Source organism: Algoriphagus resistens, from assembly GCF_001442615.1.
GTDB classification, from domain to species: Bacteria; Bacteroidota; Bacteroidia; order Cytophagales; family Cyclobacteriaceae; genus Algoriphagus; species Algoriphagus resistens.
This window is the reverse complement of sequence record NZ_LMXN01000014.1, coordinates 160,052-175,375: the sequence shown is the minus strand read 5'-3', so window position 1 is coordinate 175,375 and position 15,324 is coordinate 160,052. Positions and strand designations below refer to the sequence as shown.

Annotated in this window: 15 protein-coding genes; 7 read left to right on the top strand and 8 right to left on the bottom strand. The window is 42.2% G+C overall.

What is annotated here, in order from left to right; genetic code table 11:
- Positions 1 to 312: 312 nt before the first annotated feature.
- The 6 genes from AS141_RS21245 to AS141_RS21220 form a co-directional block, all read right to left on the bottom strand.
- On the bottom strand, positions 313 to 909 hold the full coding sequence (locus AS141_RS21245) for a 3-keto-disaccharide hydrolase (RefSeq protein ID WP_057939714.1): 597 nt from the start codon (positions 907 to 909) through the stop codon (positions 313 to 315).
- Complete coding sequence (locus tag AS141_RS21240) at positions 906 to 1,670, bottom strand: 3-keto-disaccharide hydrolase (RefSeq protein ID WP_057939713.1); 765 nt, start codon at positions 1,668 to 1,670, stop codon at positions 906 to 908. The genes AS141_RS21245 and AS141_RS21240 overlap by 4 nt, the downstream gene beginning before the upstream one ends.
- Before the next feature lie 120 nt (positions 1,671 to 1,790).
- Entirely contained in the window at positions 1,791 to 2,549 is a 759-nt protein-coding gene (locus AS141_RS21235; RefSeq protein WP_057939712.1) for an ABC transporter substrate-binding protein, read from the bottom strand.
- 37 nt (positions 2,550 to 2,586) lie between these two features.
- On the bottom strand, positions 2,587 to 3,669 hold the full coding sequence (locus AS141_RS21230) for a M42 family metallopeptidase (RefSeq protein WP_057939711.1): 1,083 nt from the start codon (positions 3,667 to 3,669) through the stop codon (positions 2,587 to 2,589).
- A 94-nt stretch (positions 3,670 to 3,763) separates the two neighbouring features.
- Positions 3,764 to 3,985: a four helix bundle protein gene (locus AS141_RS27455; RefSeq protein WP_394331084.1), complete on the bottom strand. Its 222-nt coding sequence runs from the start codon at positions 3,983 to 3,985 to the stop codon at positions 3,764 to 3,766.
- A 162-nt stretch (positions 3,986 to 4,147) separates the two neighbouring features.
- Entirely contained in the window at positions 4,148 to 5,731 is a 1,584-nt protein-coding gene (locus AS141_RS21220) for an acyl-CoA carboxylase subunit beta (protein WP_057939709.1), read from the bottom strand.
- Positions 5,732 to 5,984: 253 nt separating this feature from the next.
- Here AS141_RS21220 and AS141_RS21215 point away from each other — a divergent pair, with 253 nt between their 5' ends.
- From AS141_RS21215 to AS141_RS21190, 6 genes are all read left to right on the top strand, one after another.
- Positions 5,985 to 6,929 carry a Ppx/GppA phosphatase family protein gene (locus AS141_RS21215; protein ID WP_057939708.1) on the top strand — a complete coding sequence of 315 codons (945 nt, stop codon included), beginning with the start codon at positions 5,985 to 5,987 and terminating at the stop codon, positions 6,927 to 6,929.
- A gap of 69 nt (positions 6,930 to 6,998) precedes the next feature.
- Positions 6,999 to 8,069 (top strand): Ldh family oxidoreductase, encoded by a 1,071-nt coding sequence (locus tag AS141_RS21210; RefSeq protein ID WP_057939707.1) that lies wholly within the window; start codon positions 6,999 to 7,001, stop codon positions 8,067 to 8,069.
- Between the two features lie 121 nt (positions 8,070 to 8,190).
- Complete coding sequence (locus AS141_RS21205; protein ID WP_057939706.1) at positions 8,191 to 8,652, top strand: hypothetical protein; 462 nt, start codon at positions 8,191 to 8,193, stop codon at positions 8,650 to 8,652.
- 144 nt (positions 8,653 to 8,796) lie between these two features.
- Complete coding sequence (locus AS141_RS21200) at positions 8,797 to 10,164, top strand: Gfo/Idh/MocA family protein (protein ID WP_057939705.1); 1,368 nt, start codon at positions 8,797 to 8,799, stop codon at positions 10,162 to 10,164.
- Positions 10,165 to 10,276: 112 nt separating this feature from the next.
- Positions 10,277 to 11,644 carry a Gfo/Idh/MocA family oxidoreductase gene (locus AS141_RS21195; RefSeq protein ID WP_057939704.1) on the top strand — a complete coding sequence of 456 codons (1,368 nt, stop codon included), beginning with the start codon at positions 10,277 to 10,279 and terminating at the stop codon, positions 11,642 to 11,644.
- Between the two features lie 85 nt (positions 11,645 to 11,729).
- Positions 11,730 to 12,224, top strand: a complete 495-nt coding sequence (locus AS141_RS21190) for a GNAT family N-acetyltransferase (RefSeq protein WP_057939703.1) — start codon at positions 11,730 to 11,732, stop codon at positions 12,222 to 12,224.
- Between the two features lie 159 nt (positions 12,225 to 12,383).
- On the opposite strand, the gene truA is transcribed toward AS141_RS21190, so the two are convergent.
- Positions 12,384 to 13,169, bottom strand: coding sequence for a tRNA pseudouridine(38-40) synthase TruA (truA, locus tag AS141_RS21185; RefSeq protein ID WP_057939702.1), 786 nt, complete (start codon positions 13,167 to 13,169; stop codon positions 12,384 to 12,386).
- A 78-nt stretch (positions 13,170 to 13,247) separates the two neighbouring features.
- The gene (locus tag AS141_RS21180) at positions 13,248 to 14,453 is read right to left on the bottom strand and encodes a CehA/McbA family metallohydrolase domain-containing protein (protein ID WP_057939701.1); all 1,206 of its coding nucleotides are present in this window, start codon (positions 14,451 to 14,453) and stop codon (positions 13,248 to 13,250) included.
- Between the two features lie 332 nt (positions 14,454 to 14,785).
- On the opposite strand from AS141_RS21180, the gene AS141_RS21175 reads away from it, so the two are divergent.
- The gene (locus AS141_RS21175; RefSeq protein WP_057939700.1) at positions 14,786 to 15,316 is read left to right on the top strand and encodes a dihydrofolate reductase family protein; all 531 of its coding nucleotides are present in this window, start codon (positions 14,786 to 14,788) and stop codon (positions 15,314 to 15,316) included.
- The last annotated feature ends 8 nt before the right edge of the window (positions 15,317 to 15,324 follow it).

Sequence of the window (15,324 nt, the reverse complement as noted above, 5' to 3'; positions counted from 1 at the left end):
CCTAACCCCGCTGCCTTTACCCCATCCTCAGACAGGTCCGCAAAGGTAGGCATCATTGCTGACTTCCAAAAACCTAAGCAAAATTAATTCCTTTCAATACTTCTTTGGAGGTTTCCCTCCCGTTCCCACAACACCGTCTGCGTCGTTTGGGAGTGCAAATATCTACCTTTTTTATTTAGAGGCAATAGATTTCTTTAAGATTTAACACCTTTTGTCATAAAGGTCTGATAGTGACAGAAAAAGATTTTCACAAAATAAAAAATGCCCTGACGAATCAATCATCAAGGCATTTTCTCATGTGTTTTTGGCTTTTTAAAGCTTTTTCAAAATAATATTTCGCCAGTAAACCTTAATACCTCCACCATCATGGATCTGCAGGTTAATACCGCCTTTTCCTTCACCAATTTTGGCATCAGAAAAGTTTACCATTTCGTGACCATTTAAATAAGAGGTAACATTATCACCTTTCACTACAATCTTCATTTTATTCCACTCACCAAACTTCAAATACTTATCCTTCTCAGGATCTGGCTTTACTAACCAACCTCTACCATAAGATTCATAGATACCCCCCGTGTCGCTTCCCGGAGGTGCCACCTCTACCTGCCAACCAGAAACCTTGGTCCCGTCCACAGTAGACCTAATAAAAACACCACTGTTTCCATTAGCCTCTTGTTTGAACTCCAAGGTTACTTCAAAATCATCATACTCCTCATCAGTGCCTAAATAACCATACCCTTTATCCGGGCCACTTTCAGAAATCAACAGTCCATCTTCTACATACCACTTTTCTGTCCCATAGACGGTCCAACCGGCTAGGTCTTTACCATTGAAGAGTTTCACTTTTTTCTGCGCAAAGGCAAAATTCACAGATGCTACCAACAGCATCACCATTACTAACTTTTTCATAGTTTTCTAATTTTAATATTTTTGAACCAGGTCTCTGCGCCATGATCCTGAAGTGAGATCAAGCCGGTTTTTGAAATGGCATAATCAGGAAAGTCATTCCATTTGCCCGAATTACGTGCTGCAGTCCATTCTTCAGAGTAAGGAACGAACTCTACTGTCTTTTTTCCATTTAAGTAATAGCTTGAGCCTTCTTCTGAGAAAATTATTTTCGAAGTATTCCATTCACCTGCCGGTTTTACCGCTCCTTCGTAATCGGGCTCTGTCATTGCATAATCTGCGCCAATGGACTGCCACTTCTCCAAAGGATCTGGAAAACCTAATTGATCAATCATCTGATATTCAGGTCCGGTCTCATAGGGAGCCTTATACTTTGGATCTTCTACAACATGATAGAGTACGCCACTATTTCCTCCCGGAGCTATTTTCCAGGTCCATTCCATCTCAAACTGCTCGAATTCGACCGGTGCAAACACGATATCCCCTCCGATATCCCCACCTTTCCCAAGGGCTTTCAATGCCCCATCTTCAACAGTCCAGCCATCTGATGGAAAACTATCACCGTTAAAGGCTCTCCAGCCATCTGTGTTGGTTCCGTCAAAAAGAAGCATCCATCCTTCAGCCTTTTCTTCCTCTGTAAGCGTATTTTCTGCTACAGGTACTTCCTCTACCACCGTTTCAGTCACAGATTCTTCCGCTGGCTTCGGCCCACACGACCAAGCCAAAACAATCAGCGCTGCCCAAGCTATTCTGGTATTTTTCATAGTATTATAATTTTCGATGTATTTAGACTCAAAAGTTAATTGATTTTTTTAATAAAGTCCCTTCGATAAATAAATTTTTTCATGAGCGGTAAGGCAGGAGCTTCACTTATGCCACATACTTCAGAATGTGTTAAAATATGATTTAGCCTTTAGTAGTCTGCTTCCATACCAAGAATACATCTCTCCATCCACTAACCTGACTTCAGTATCAGCTAATAGGGATTGAAAATAATGAACATGCTTTTCTTTAAAGGGAAATGGCTCTGAGCTTAATAAAAGGTAGTTAGGGCTCAAGTCAATCAATTCCTCCTTCGAAAGCTGTGGGTATCGTGAAGAAACAGTCAAATTCTCAAACCCTGCAAAATCAAGCATCTTATTAATAAAGGTATTAGGCCCAACAGCCATAATAGGGTCATTCCAAATCAGATACACTGCTGTCCCTTTCTTTTGAAGCGGCGAAGCAAAATCCAATCGCAACTGCCTAATGATTTCTACGGCTTTGTCTTTTACACGTAATAGTTCTCCCAAACGCAAAATCATTTCAAAGCTGTCCTCCAGATTGTAAATATCGCTCATCCAGACCGGATACTTTTCCATAAGATTCTCAATACCAGACTTCTCATTTTCCTCCTTATTACCTATTATCAAGTCCGGTCTCAACGACTCTATTACATCATATCTATAATTCTTGGTACCGCCAACTATCACTTTTCGCTCTTTCAAACCTTTGGGATGAACACAAAACTTGGTCACACCCACAATATTTTTCTCCAAACCTAAATCAACCAGTAGTTCTGTCTGGGATGGGACAAGAGAAATGATCCGCTGGGGAGGGTTCACTATAGAAATTCTTCGCCTTAGTTGATCTACATATTCCATATCAAAAATGACACGCCCAGCCAGATAACCTTATCATCTATTTAATATATCTAAAGTCAAAAGTTGGGTCAAATTCCAGCAAGAACTCATACATCAAATTGACCACCTGGTCAATATCTTCCTTGCTTGCAGTCTCTACTGTCGTGTGCATGTATTTCAAGGGAAGAGAAATCAAAGCAGATGGCACGCCTTCATTGGAGTAAGCAAAAGCATCCGTGTCTGTTCCCGTCGATCTGGAAGCTGTAGACCGCTGAAATGGAATATCATTCTTATTAGCAGTATCTATAATAAGATCCAATAGCTTTTTATGCACAGAAGCACCTACTGGAAGAACGGGGCCTTTGCCTGCAGAGATGTCCCCACTTACCACTTTATTATATAATGGTGCTGTAGTGTCGTGACACACATCGGTGATGATTGCCGCATTGGGTTTGATTTTGGCGGCAATCATTTCAGCTCCGCGAAGACCTATTTCTTCCTGAACCGCATTTACCACATACAGGCCAAATGGAAGTTTTTTTCCTGACTCTTTGATTTTCCTTGCTACCTGAGCAATCATATATCCGCCGATCCTATTGTCCAGCGCTCTACCGGAGTAGAATTTCCCATTCAACTCGGTCAATTCATCCTTGAAAGTAATCACACATCCCACGTGAATTCCCATTTCCTCCACTTCATCTTTGGTTCTTGCCCCTACATCGATGAATATATTATCCAAAGTGGGAGCTTCTTCTTTGCCGTCTTTTCGTACATGAATGGCCGGCCAGCCAAAAACCCCCGGAAGCATTCCCTTGTCAGTATGGATATTTACCCGCATGGAAGGCGCAATCATATGGTCCGAGCCACCATTACGTCGTACATAGATATAACCATCGTCTTTGATGTAATTCACAAACCAACTGATTTCATCGGCATGCGCTTCAATCACCACCTTGTATTCAGCGGTTGGATTGATTACCGCTACTGCAGTTCCATAATTGTCAGTGAAATACTCATCGGTGAACGGTTTGATATAATCCAACCAGATCTGCTGGCCTGATGCTTCGAATCCCGTAGGGGAGGCATTGTTAAGATAGTTGGTGAGAAAAGCTTTCTGCTCGTTAGTAATAGTATTGCTCATAGGATATAGTCCACGGCCTACGGACGAGAATCCGCAGCAGGTGGTAGTTTAATTGATTGAATCTCTTAATGCTTGAAGTTTTGTAATCAGTGAATCACTTATAGCGTTTCTGAAAATCACTTTCATTTATTATTTCTCTTTTCCTTCCAATGTAAAGACAACTCATAACATCCATCCCAGATCGAATAAAATAGCCCAAAAACTTCTTGAATTCGGGATTTGGTTGCTCAGTTGAGGATTCTGCATTACTCAAGGCTACAGAATCAGCTGTGCGTTGCATTTGCTGACCGGAACATAGTTCTCTTCTAAAGTAAATTTCTTTATTAAATTATTGACTTCTAAGGTAAGATCGATCGCAAGTCCCCTCTTAAGTTTTTAAATTTAAATACCATCTTGATAATTTTAAGTCCTAATTAAGACAATAAAGTTACCTAAAAACACTAGATGGCTGTTATCAGTCGACCGTTACCAGTGGACATTATAGGGGAATATTCCCGTGCTTCTTCCTGGGGATCTTATCCACTTTATTCTCCAGCATTTTGAAGGCTTTGATTAATTTAACCCTTGTTTCTGAGGGCATAATGACTTCGTCAATAAAGCCCCGATGTGCTGCGCGGTAGGGATTGGCAAACTTGGCTGTGTATTCGTCCACTTTTTCCTGAAGTTTTGCTTCTGGATCTTTGGCTTCAGCTATTTCTTTCCTGAAAATAATCTCCGAGGCTCCCTTCGCCCCCATTACTGCGATCTCGGCTGTTGGCCACGCAAAGTTAAGATCAGCCCCAATATGTTTGGAATTCATCACATCATAAGCTCCTCCATAAGCTTTTCTTGTGATTACCGTAATTCTTGGAACTGTTGCCTCGGAAAATGCATACAACAATTTTGCCCCATTTGAGATGATACCATTCCATTCTTGATCTGTCCCAGGCAAAAACCCTGGTACGTCCACTAATACCAAAAGTGGGACATTAAAGCAATCGCAAGTCCTGACAAACCTTGCCGCCTTGACCGAAGCATCATTATCCAAAACACCCGCCATGGACTGAGGCTGGTTTCCAACCACGCCTATACTTCTACCGGCAATTCTGGCAAAACCAACCACAATATTATCTGCAAAATTCTCATGCACTTCTAAGAATGAATCCTCATCTACAATTCCCCTTACCGCATCCCGGATATCATAGGGCTGGTTTGGATTCTCAGGAATCAAGTCGTCCATCTCCTTTCTGCTTTCATTCTCCAGCATTTCGTAGGGATAAACCGGAGCGATTTCCTCACAGTTTTGAGGCATGTAGCTCAAGACCTTTTTGATATGCAGAATACATTCCAACTCATTGGCACAGGCGAAATGAGTAACTCCACTTTTAGTACTGTGGGCAGACGCACCGCCTAATTCCTCCGCGGTGACATTTTCCTGAGTCACCGTTTTCACCACATTCGGACCTGTGACAAACATATAAGAAGTGTTTTCTACCATTAGTATAAAGTCAGTGATTGCAGGGGAATAAACAGCCCCGCCTGCACATGGCCCCATGATCGCGGAGATCTGTGGCACCACTCCAGACGCGAGTGTATTCCTATAGAATATATCGGCATAGCCACCCAGGGAATTCACTCCCTCTTGGATCCTGGCTCCACCAGAGTCATTTAACCCTATTACTGGCGCTCCGTTTTTCATGGCTATATCCATGATTTTACAGATTTTCTCAGCATGGGTTTCAGACAGCGAGCCTCCAAAAACGGTAAAGTCCTGCGAAAACACATACACTAATCTCCCATTGACCTCTCCATATCCTGTGATCACACCATCCCCAAGGTAATGTTCTTTATCCAGTCCAAAATCCTTAGCTCTATGCATCACGAATTTATCGATCTCCTGAAAGGTACCTTCATCCATCAACAGCTCCACTCGCTCGCGCGCGGTGAGCTTTCCTTTCTTATGTTGAGATGCAATCCGGGCTTCTCCCCCACCTAAAAGTGCTTCTGCATTTTTCTTTTTCAGCAATTCAATTTTACCCGCTTTCCCCGGCAATATATAATTGGGTTTATTCTGATTGTCCATAGGATAGTTTTTAGACTAGCCCAAATATAACAGGCTTTGGCAGGTATGGAAAAAATCCTTCGGGAATGAAGTTTCCCTTTGGGTCAAATTCATAGAAATGACAAAAACCTGAATTTAGACTAAATCCCCCAACTACACCCCGTTAAAATACGCAACTGTACTTTTCCAAAAAAAACAGACTAATAAAACAAAAGTAGAAAGATCTCATTTCAAATAACTTTCTATATTCGCCCATCTTAAAAATTGGCAGCGTATGAGTAACCGAAAGGCGGCGGTGATTGACATGGGGACCAATACATTCCATTTGTTATTGGTAGAACTGGATGGTGTAAATTTCAAGACGATTTACAAGGAGAAAATCCCTGTCAAATTGGGGAAAGGTGGAATCAATCAAAACACCCTGGCACAAGATGCCATAAAAAGAGCGCTCCATACTATAACCCATTTCAAAAACCTGATCGATGGCGAGCACATAGATCAGGTTTTTGCTTTTGCTACCAGCGCTGTACGCAACGCAGAAAACGGACCTAAATTCGTCGAAACTGTCAAAAAAACTATTGGTATTGACATTCAAGTACTTTCAGGTGCAGAAGAAGCGCAGATGATCTATCAAGGGATTAAGCTTTCAGGTTCGCTCAATGGCCAGACCGAACTGATGATGGACATCGGTGGCGGTTCTGTGGAATTCATAATTGGCAATAGCCAAGGAGCACTATGGAAACAAAGCTTTGAAATCGGCGGACAGCGGCTTTTGGAGCTTTTTCATTATCATGATCCTATTTTGCCGGAAGAAGTTGAAAAACTTGAAGGCTATCTGGAAGAAAAGCTCCAACCTCTGATATCAGCAATTCAAACCTACAAACCATCCGGTCTGGTGGGGGCATCCGGTACTTTCGATACGCTGACAGATATCTATTTTGAATCCATGCTTCAGTGTAAACTCACCGGTCGACATGTATTTGAGTTACCCGTAGAAGAGTACGAGGCAATTCACCGCATGCTATTGAGCAAAAACAAGGAAGAACGCTTGCTGATTCCCGGAATGATTCCCATGCGTGTGGATATGATCGTAGTTGCATCAAGCCTGATCGAATTTATCCTGCGATATATAGACGTTGATTTTATTACCTGTTCTCATTATGCTTTGAAGGAAGGAGCTATTGCTTCCTTGCTTATTCCAGAGCAAACAGCCCTCTAAAATTCACCAAAAAGTTTCCTTTCTTATCTTTGGCTGATAATTATTTGCCAGTTTAATCCTCCTGTTATTATGATCTATTCCTACGAACAACTTCATTCTTTTACGCTGGGTATGCTTTCCAAAATCGGCTGTCCGGATGAGCAAGCCAAGACAGCTGCGGATGTTTTGCTTTCAGCAGATCTTCGTGGGGTAGACAGTCATGGGGTCGCCCGGCTTTCGGGTTACGTACGTTTATGGGAAAAAGGAAGAATCAATGCCACTCCGAAGGTGCGGGTTGTTCATGAAACCCCCTCCACTGCAGTAGTAGACGGTGATGGAGGTTTAGGATTGGTGGTAGCTCCATACGCAATGAAAATTGCTATTGAGAAAGCCAAGATTGCTGGGACAGGCTGGGTTTCGGTGAAAAACTCAAATCATTACGGCATCGCCGGTTACCATGCTATGCAGGCGTTGGCACATGATATGATCGGAATTTCTTTGACAAATGCCAGTCCTCTGGTCGCTCCTACCTTTTCTCAGGAAAGGCTTTTAGGGACCAATCCAATCGCTGTGGCTATCCCTGCCAAAGATCAGCCCCCTTTTGTAGCTGATTTGGCTACCACTACAGCTGCCAATGGGAAATTAGAAATTCTACAACGAAAAGGGATGGATACACCAACCGGATGGGTGCAGGATAAAGACGGCAATCCTACCACTTCTGCCAATGGCGTAAAAGATGGAGGGGCATTGCTTCCGCTCGGCGGTGATCGGGAACATGGTTCGCATAAGGGTTATGCCCTAGGTTCCATCGTGGATATTTTTTCAGCAGTGCTTTCCGGCGCCAATTACGGACCTTGGGTTCCTCCATTCGTGGCATTCTTAGAACCAGATCCAAACCCTGTCGGAGAAGGGATCGGACACTTTTTTGGGGCGATGCGTGTGGATGCCTTCCGTCCGGCAGATGAATTTAAAGCCCATATGGACAATTGGATCACCCGATTCCGTGCAGCAAAACCAACACCCGGAAATGAAAAAGTATTAATCCCCGGAGATCCTGAGCGGGAATTGGAAGCTATCCGCATGAAAGATGGAATTCCATTGCTTGATCCGGTGGTAAAGGATTTGACGGAATTGGGAGAACGATTTGGAGTGAGTTTTTAGGAATGTAAGATTCGGAATGTCGGGGGCCGGTGTAGCCTCGCTTCTTTGGTCTATACTAACCTTGACATCAATAGAATCTTACCAAACTCTATTCAAAGGAATCTTTTTTTAACTTTATCCCATGCCCCTGTCAACACTTTCTCCCCGCCCCTCCATCGCAGAAAATCCAAAGCTTGCAAAAGCTACTCATAACCTGAGCACACTTTTGGTCGCTATCGAAGAAAAAGGCTGTCCAGAATCCGTAGAATCTCAGATCAATGAAATCATTACCGGAGTAAATAATTTCCATGGGCCGGATCCGCAATTGATTAAACAGATGGGATTAGCGCAAACAGCCATCCTCAAACTAGTGAAAAATGAGCTGGGATTAGTAGGGAAAAACCACTACCAACTCCAATGGCTTGCTTTGGGTATGGCGACATTTGGGATTCCATTAGGTATTGTATTTGGAGCTGCATTGGGGAATATGGCCTTTTTAGGAATTGGATTGCCAATAGGAATAGGTGTAGGACTAGCTATCGGCAGCGGCAAGGATAAACAAGCCGAAGAGCAAGGAAAGCAATTGGATTGGACAGCTATGTAAGCCTCTAATTAAGAATTCTTCCTTCTCTAAAATTTTTTCTCGGTAATGTTGTTCATCAGCGCTTATCTCCTCGATTACTAAAATTGCTTGTCAAAATCCTTCCTTTTTGTAATTTGAGAATCTTATACCCTCAACCCATAACCTATGAACCCCCTCAATCGAAGAGAATTTTTAAAAGGAAGTACAGCATTGATGTCTCTAACAAGTTTTGGCTTGCTTGGAATGGATTTTAAAGACAGAGAAGGGCCAATTCAAGTGGCACTTATCGGTACTGGCTGGTACGGTAAATCTGATCTTTTTCGCTTGATCCAAGTAGCAGATGTGGAAGTGGTCGCACTTTGTGACGTAGATTCCAAGCAATTGGCAGAAGCAGGAAAGCTGGTTTCTACCCGACAGAAATCAGGAAAAGTGCCGGCACTTTATGAAAATTACAAAGAGCTTTTGGCCAATGAAAAACCTGAATATGTACTAATTGGCTCACCCGATCACTGGCATGCGCTGATGGCAATAGATGCGGTGAAAAATGGAGCACATGTTTATCTGCAAAAGCCAATATCCGTGGATGTAATTGAAGGAGAGGCGATTTTGGCAGCAGCCAGAAAATATGACCGAAAAGTGCAAATAGGCACCCAGCGTAGAAGCACTCCACATTTGGTTCAGGCAAAAAAAGAAATTATAGACTCGGGAAAGCTAGGCAAAATCTCCCACGCGGAGGTTTGCTGTTATTATCATATGAGAAATAGAAGTCATCCGAACATCATCCCTGTTCCGGATAATTTGAATTATGATCTTTGGGCAGGCCCTGCTCCTATGCTGCCATACAGAGGCATTTTACATCGTGGCTGGAGGGCTTTTATGGAATATGGAAATGGTATTGTGGGCGATATGTGCGTGCACATGCTGGATGCGGTACGTTGGATGCTTGATCTGGGTTGGCCGATACAGGTGACTTCCACCGGAGGAATCTATGTAGACAAAGAATCCATTTCAAATATTTCGGATACCCAAACTGCACTGTTTGAGTTTGATGAATTAAATATAGTGTGGCAACACCGATCTTGGGGCAATCCAGTGGACAAAGATTACCCCTGGGCTTTTAAGATTTATGGAGAAAGCGGCATGCTGGCAGGCAGTCCGATGCGGGCTGATTTCTATCCGGAAGGTAGGAACAATGGGGAGCCTATTCATTATCCGGTGCTATTGGAAAAAGAACAATATCCTGAGGACGTTACGGAAAAAGACATAGAAATCCATGCCGCTCCAGCCACGCGCGGGCAGCTTAAAGATTGGCTTCAAGCCATAGAAAAAGACACCTTGCCCGTAGCAGACGTAATGGAAGGACATATTTCTACTGCATCCTGCATTCTGGCAAATATGTCCATGGATTTAGGAGGGCGCCCTTTAAAATATGACCCAAAAACAATGACCATTATCGGAGATGAAGAGGCTACTGCACTTTTGAGAAGACCTTATCGTGATGGTTATGTTCATCCAGAGCCTGACAAAATTTGAGAATCGAAATCCCAAATTTCTGAACAATCCATTTCCACTCATCCAATTCTTGTTGCTAAGGGTTTGTGTTTTTGTAACTTATGTGCTACAATAAACCTCAACCCTTTACATAATGAATTCATTAAACCGTAGAGATTTTCTCAAAGGCTCATCTGCCTTGGCCACGCTTGCCAGTTTTGGATTGTTAGGAATGGACTTCAAAGATCGGGAAGGGCCACTTCAAGTAGCTTTGATCGGCACTGGCTGGTATGGCAAATCTGACCTTTTTCGTTTGATACAAGTAGCAGATGTGGAAGTAGTCGGACTCTGTGATCCGGACAAAAACATGCTGAAAGCTGCCGGAGACATGGTAGCAGCCCGCCAGAAGTCAGGAAAAGTGCCCGCACTTTACGAAGATTACAAAGAACTTTTGGCTAAAGAAAAGCCTGAATTTGTACTAATCGGCTCCCCGGACCATTGGCACGCCCTCCAATGTATAGATTCACTTAAAGCTGGTGCCCATGTCTATGTACAAAAGCCGATTTCCGTGGATGTAATAGAAGGGGAGGCAATGGTGGCAGCAGCAAGAAAATATAATAAAGTGGTACAAGTGGGAACCCAACGCAAAAGCACCCCGCATTTGATCGATGCCAAGGAACAAATCATTGATAGTGGTAAGCTTGGTAAGATTTCCCATGTGGAAGTGTGCTGCTATTTCCATATGCGGGCAAATGGTAATCCGCCTGTGGAGCCCGTCCCTGACTTTTTCAATTATGATTTATGGACAGGACCTGCACCATTGAGACCCTATGATGGAATTCCGCACAAGCGCTGGTGGAGAACATTTATAGAATATGGAAATGGTATCACCGGTGACATGTGTGTACATATGCTGGACACTGTTCGGTGGATGTTAAAGCTAGGTTGGCCAACGCAGATCACATCCACTGGCGGGATCTATGTTCAAAAAGAAGGCAAATCAACTATTTCAGACACGCAGTCAGCGATATTTGAATACCCTGAATTGAATGTCGTTTGGCAGCATAGAACCTGGGGAACCCCAGACGATCCCGACTACCCTTGGGCCTTTAAGATTTTTGGAGAAAAGGGAATGTTGGCCGGCAGTACGATGCAAGCTGATTATATTCCTCTGGATAAAGAAGAAAAACCAATCCATTTTGACTGTCTTTTCGAACGGGAAAAATATCCTGAAGATGTGAATGAGCCGGATATAGAGCTCAATGCGGCTCCTGCCACCAGGCTTCATATGCAAAATTGGTTGAAGGCGATTGAGACTAATTCTCTTCCTATAGCGGATATTGAAGAAGGACATATTTCCACCGCTGCTTGCATTTTGGCAAATATTTCTATGGATTTGGGCGGTCGGGCATTAAGATATGATCCAAAAACAATGACAGTACTAGGGGATAAGGAAGCTACTGAGCGATTACGAAGACCCTACAGAAAGGGGTATACTCATCCTGAACCGGATAAGGTATAATTTTCCAATATGCGTTTATAAAAGCCGGCCTTTTTTCGAAAGGTCGGCTTTGCTATTTTTATATTTTAACTGAGCAATTCTATTAATGGTTAACATCGTTCCAATATCCGAACAAGATCTAATTCATATCCAATCCATCGCCCAAAGAACTTGGCCAGACACGTTTGGAGAAATATTAAGCGCTGAACAAATACAATACATGCTCAATTGGATGTATAGCCCGAAGACCTTGAAACAACAGGTCAACGATGGATATCTATTCTTTATGGCGGAAGAAAATGGCGAAAAACTGGGTTTCACTGGAATCGAAGTGAATCTAGAACCCAGAAAAACCAAAATCCATAAAATCTATATTCTACCAACGGCTCAGGGAAAAGGGATAGGCAAATTATTAATCAAAAAAGTAAAAGAGATTGCTCTGGCAAACAATCAGATAAGTCTGCTCTTAAATGTCAATAAATACAACCAAAGCGCCATTTCTTTTTATGAGTACTTAGGCTTTGTAAAAATCAAAGAAGAAGTCATAGACATCGGAAAAGGGTACAAGATGGATGATTATGTGTTTGAACTGAAGCTTTGAATTCTTATTCCAAAGAAGGTGGGACTGAGAAATCTTCTCGAAGGTTGTCATCTGTCTGAGTGAAGTGGAAGGCATTTCATACTTCTATGAATCAAATTACCTAGTCTAAAGACCGCATTTTATAGGTACATCTCTGAAGACTTGCATCACGTTAAAACCTTAAAGTTTATCTAATACCGTCTCCCAAAGCACTAACCCATTTGCGGGAGCAGGGGGTAATTTTTCAAATTCATCAGGAAACCCGAATCGCTGGGTAATCTCAGACATCTCCATTTCCCCCTTTCCTATTTTCCAGACGGCTGACATCATGACCCTTACCTGATGATGAAGGAAGCCTGTACCAGTGATTTGGAAACAATAAATTTTCGTAGGGAAAAACTGGCCGAGAAATTCTTTTGTAGCAAGAATTCCAGCTGAAAGCACTTCACGCACATAATCCGTTTTGTTTTCCGAGGGTCTGCAAAAGCCTTTGAAATCGTGCTCACCAACAAATAATTGACATGCTTCCTTCATCAAATCCAAATCTAAGTCTCCGCTCACATTTACCGTAAAGGCAGACGCAAAGGGGTGAAATTCAGAAGAATTAGCGAAATAATATCTATAGGTTTTCTGCTGGACAGCGTGGATCAGATTGAAATTTGCCGAAACTTCCTCCACAGAATTCAGCCGAATATCCTGAGGAAGGTGCTCATTGAATAAAAGTAGAAATGAGCTTATTTCTACTTCTTTGCGCAGGAAAAGCTGTACGTAGCCACTTAAACAAGAAACACCAGAATCTGTACGACTAGCCCCGATCAGGGAAAAATCCTCGTGACCGAGCACGTGCCGAATCACTCGCTCCAACCGTCGTTGTACCGTAGGCTGGTTAGGTTGAGGAGCCCAGCCCTTGTACCGGGCACCGAAATAAGTAATAGTAAAAAGATACGAGAATGGACGGGATTGCAATGAATTAAAGATTTGTGGTTTGAAGTATGAAATTAGGGGCAATTTTTATCAAATCTTTCACCTACCCAATAATTGCAATCAATTCGCTTTCACAGGTTGTGTCCAAGCCATTTCTGTATCACCTATTTGATACGGATTCTCCTTTGGCTTGGAGGAAATGATTTTTGCACGGACGTACATATCATCTTCTTCGAGCGAATATGCAGCTTTCTTTCCATTGATTTCTTTCAGAATAATTCCGCTCTTTAAAGGATTTGACTTTTTTGTGCCAAAGAATTGAATTGTATAAGTAATGTTTTTTTCAGGTTTCACAGCAACTGATAAAGTTTCGCCATCAAACTCAATCCCATTTAAAGCCACCCCTGTAGTTGAATAAAAATCACCATTCTCCATTGCCTTGATTAAAGAAGCAGGAGCTAGACTTTCTGATAAAACCATCACCCAACCACGACCGGGATTGCTGCTATTTTGATCAAAAACATGATAATTATGTGCGTCATCGACTGCCAAACCGTACAGAAGCGGCTTATTAGCCTGCAGATATGCCGCCTGGACTTTATCCCAAAGCACTTCCATGCTCGGACGAAGTGAATCTCCGTAATTATTTACTTGTGGATGACCATTATATACTTCGAAAAAACGTTCTCCATTCAATTCTATCATATCTTCTGGAGTAATCGCCCAGATGAAGTTCGGATGATTGATATGCAAAAACATAGGAACGCCGGTTGAATCCCGCTGTGCTTTTACCCGATCTAGACCATTTTGTAGTATTTCTACAACCGAATTCCCTCCTTCTGCAGGAATCAATTTCTGAATATTGGTCACGTTCATATGAAGCGGTTTCTTCTCAAAACTCTCCGACAATTCCTGCGACTGAATTATCAAAAACTCATCTTCTTCTTCAAACATTGGTGCATATTCTGCGAGGGTTTTCAATTTTACTTCAATTCTTCCTGCTGAATCCTCCCGATAGACTACTCCTTCCCCGTATTTATCCAAATACTTCTGAAATCCAATTTCATGGGAAGGAGATTTTGGAATCAACTTCCATTTCTCCCCTTCAGCCAGCGTGTTATGATCAGACAAAACAACAAAATCATAATCATGTGACTTATACCAATCCATGATCATCTCAGGATAATCATCCCCATCAGACCAGTAGGAATGAGTATGTAGATTTCCCTTATACCATTGTTTGGAAGATTCCTCAACTTTCTCAGCAGGCTTACAGGAAGCAAAACTTAAAATAATAATCACAAAAATTAGAGAAAGAAATTTCATATCAAAAGGTGTTTTGTTGATTACCAAATATAATAAGGTCTTGTAAATGAAAGGTTAGTACAAGGTTATCATAACTATTGAATCCAAAAAAACCAGCCATTCCGAGGTGGTCATTTAATGAAGTTCGAGATTACAAATCCTGGATAGCTATTTTTTTTGAAACATCTCTATTTCAAGCCAATATCTTCGCATTATAACAGATGTTTTGAAATAATAGCCGCAATTTCCATATGAAAAGAGTTGATAAAATAGATCGGTCAGGCGCTTATCAAGATTGTTGTATCCATGATATTTACTTATCCTTCAGGAATTGTTGTTAACCCCCTTGAAAAATGAGAAAAATCATCTATTACGTAGCCGTTTCACTAGACGGTTCTATCTCCGGGCCGGATGGTGATATAAGTGGGTTTAATGGAGAAGGAAACGGGGTCGATAAATATTTTACGGATCTGGCCGATTATGACACGGTCATTATGGGAAGAAAGACCTATGAATTCGGCTATAAGTTTGGACTGAAAGCCGGACAACTTGCTTATCCGCATATGGAGCATTACATATTTTCCGGCAATTTGACATTTGAAAATCCAGAACCGAAACTTCATGTCAAGCCAATACACATTGGGGAAATTGAAAAAATCAGAAGGCAAGACGGCACGGATATTTACCTGTGCGGCGGAGGACAATTTGCAGGCTGGCTTCTGGATCATGGCCAAATTGACCTGTTGAAAATCAAACTTAACCCACTGGTACTAGGGCAGGGCGTTCGACTCTTTGGAAACTCAAAAAAGGACTTCAAACTGGAACTCCTCAAAGCTGAGGAATATGATTATGGACTCCAGATCATGAGTTATAGAATCAGGTGATTGTAAAC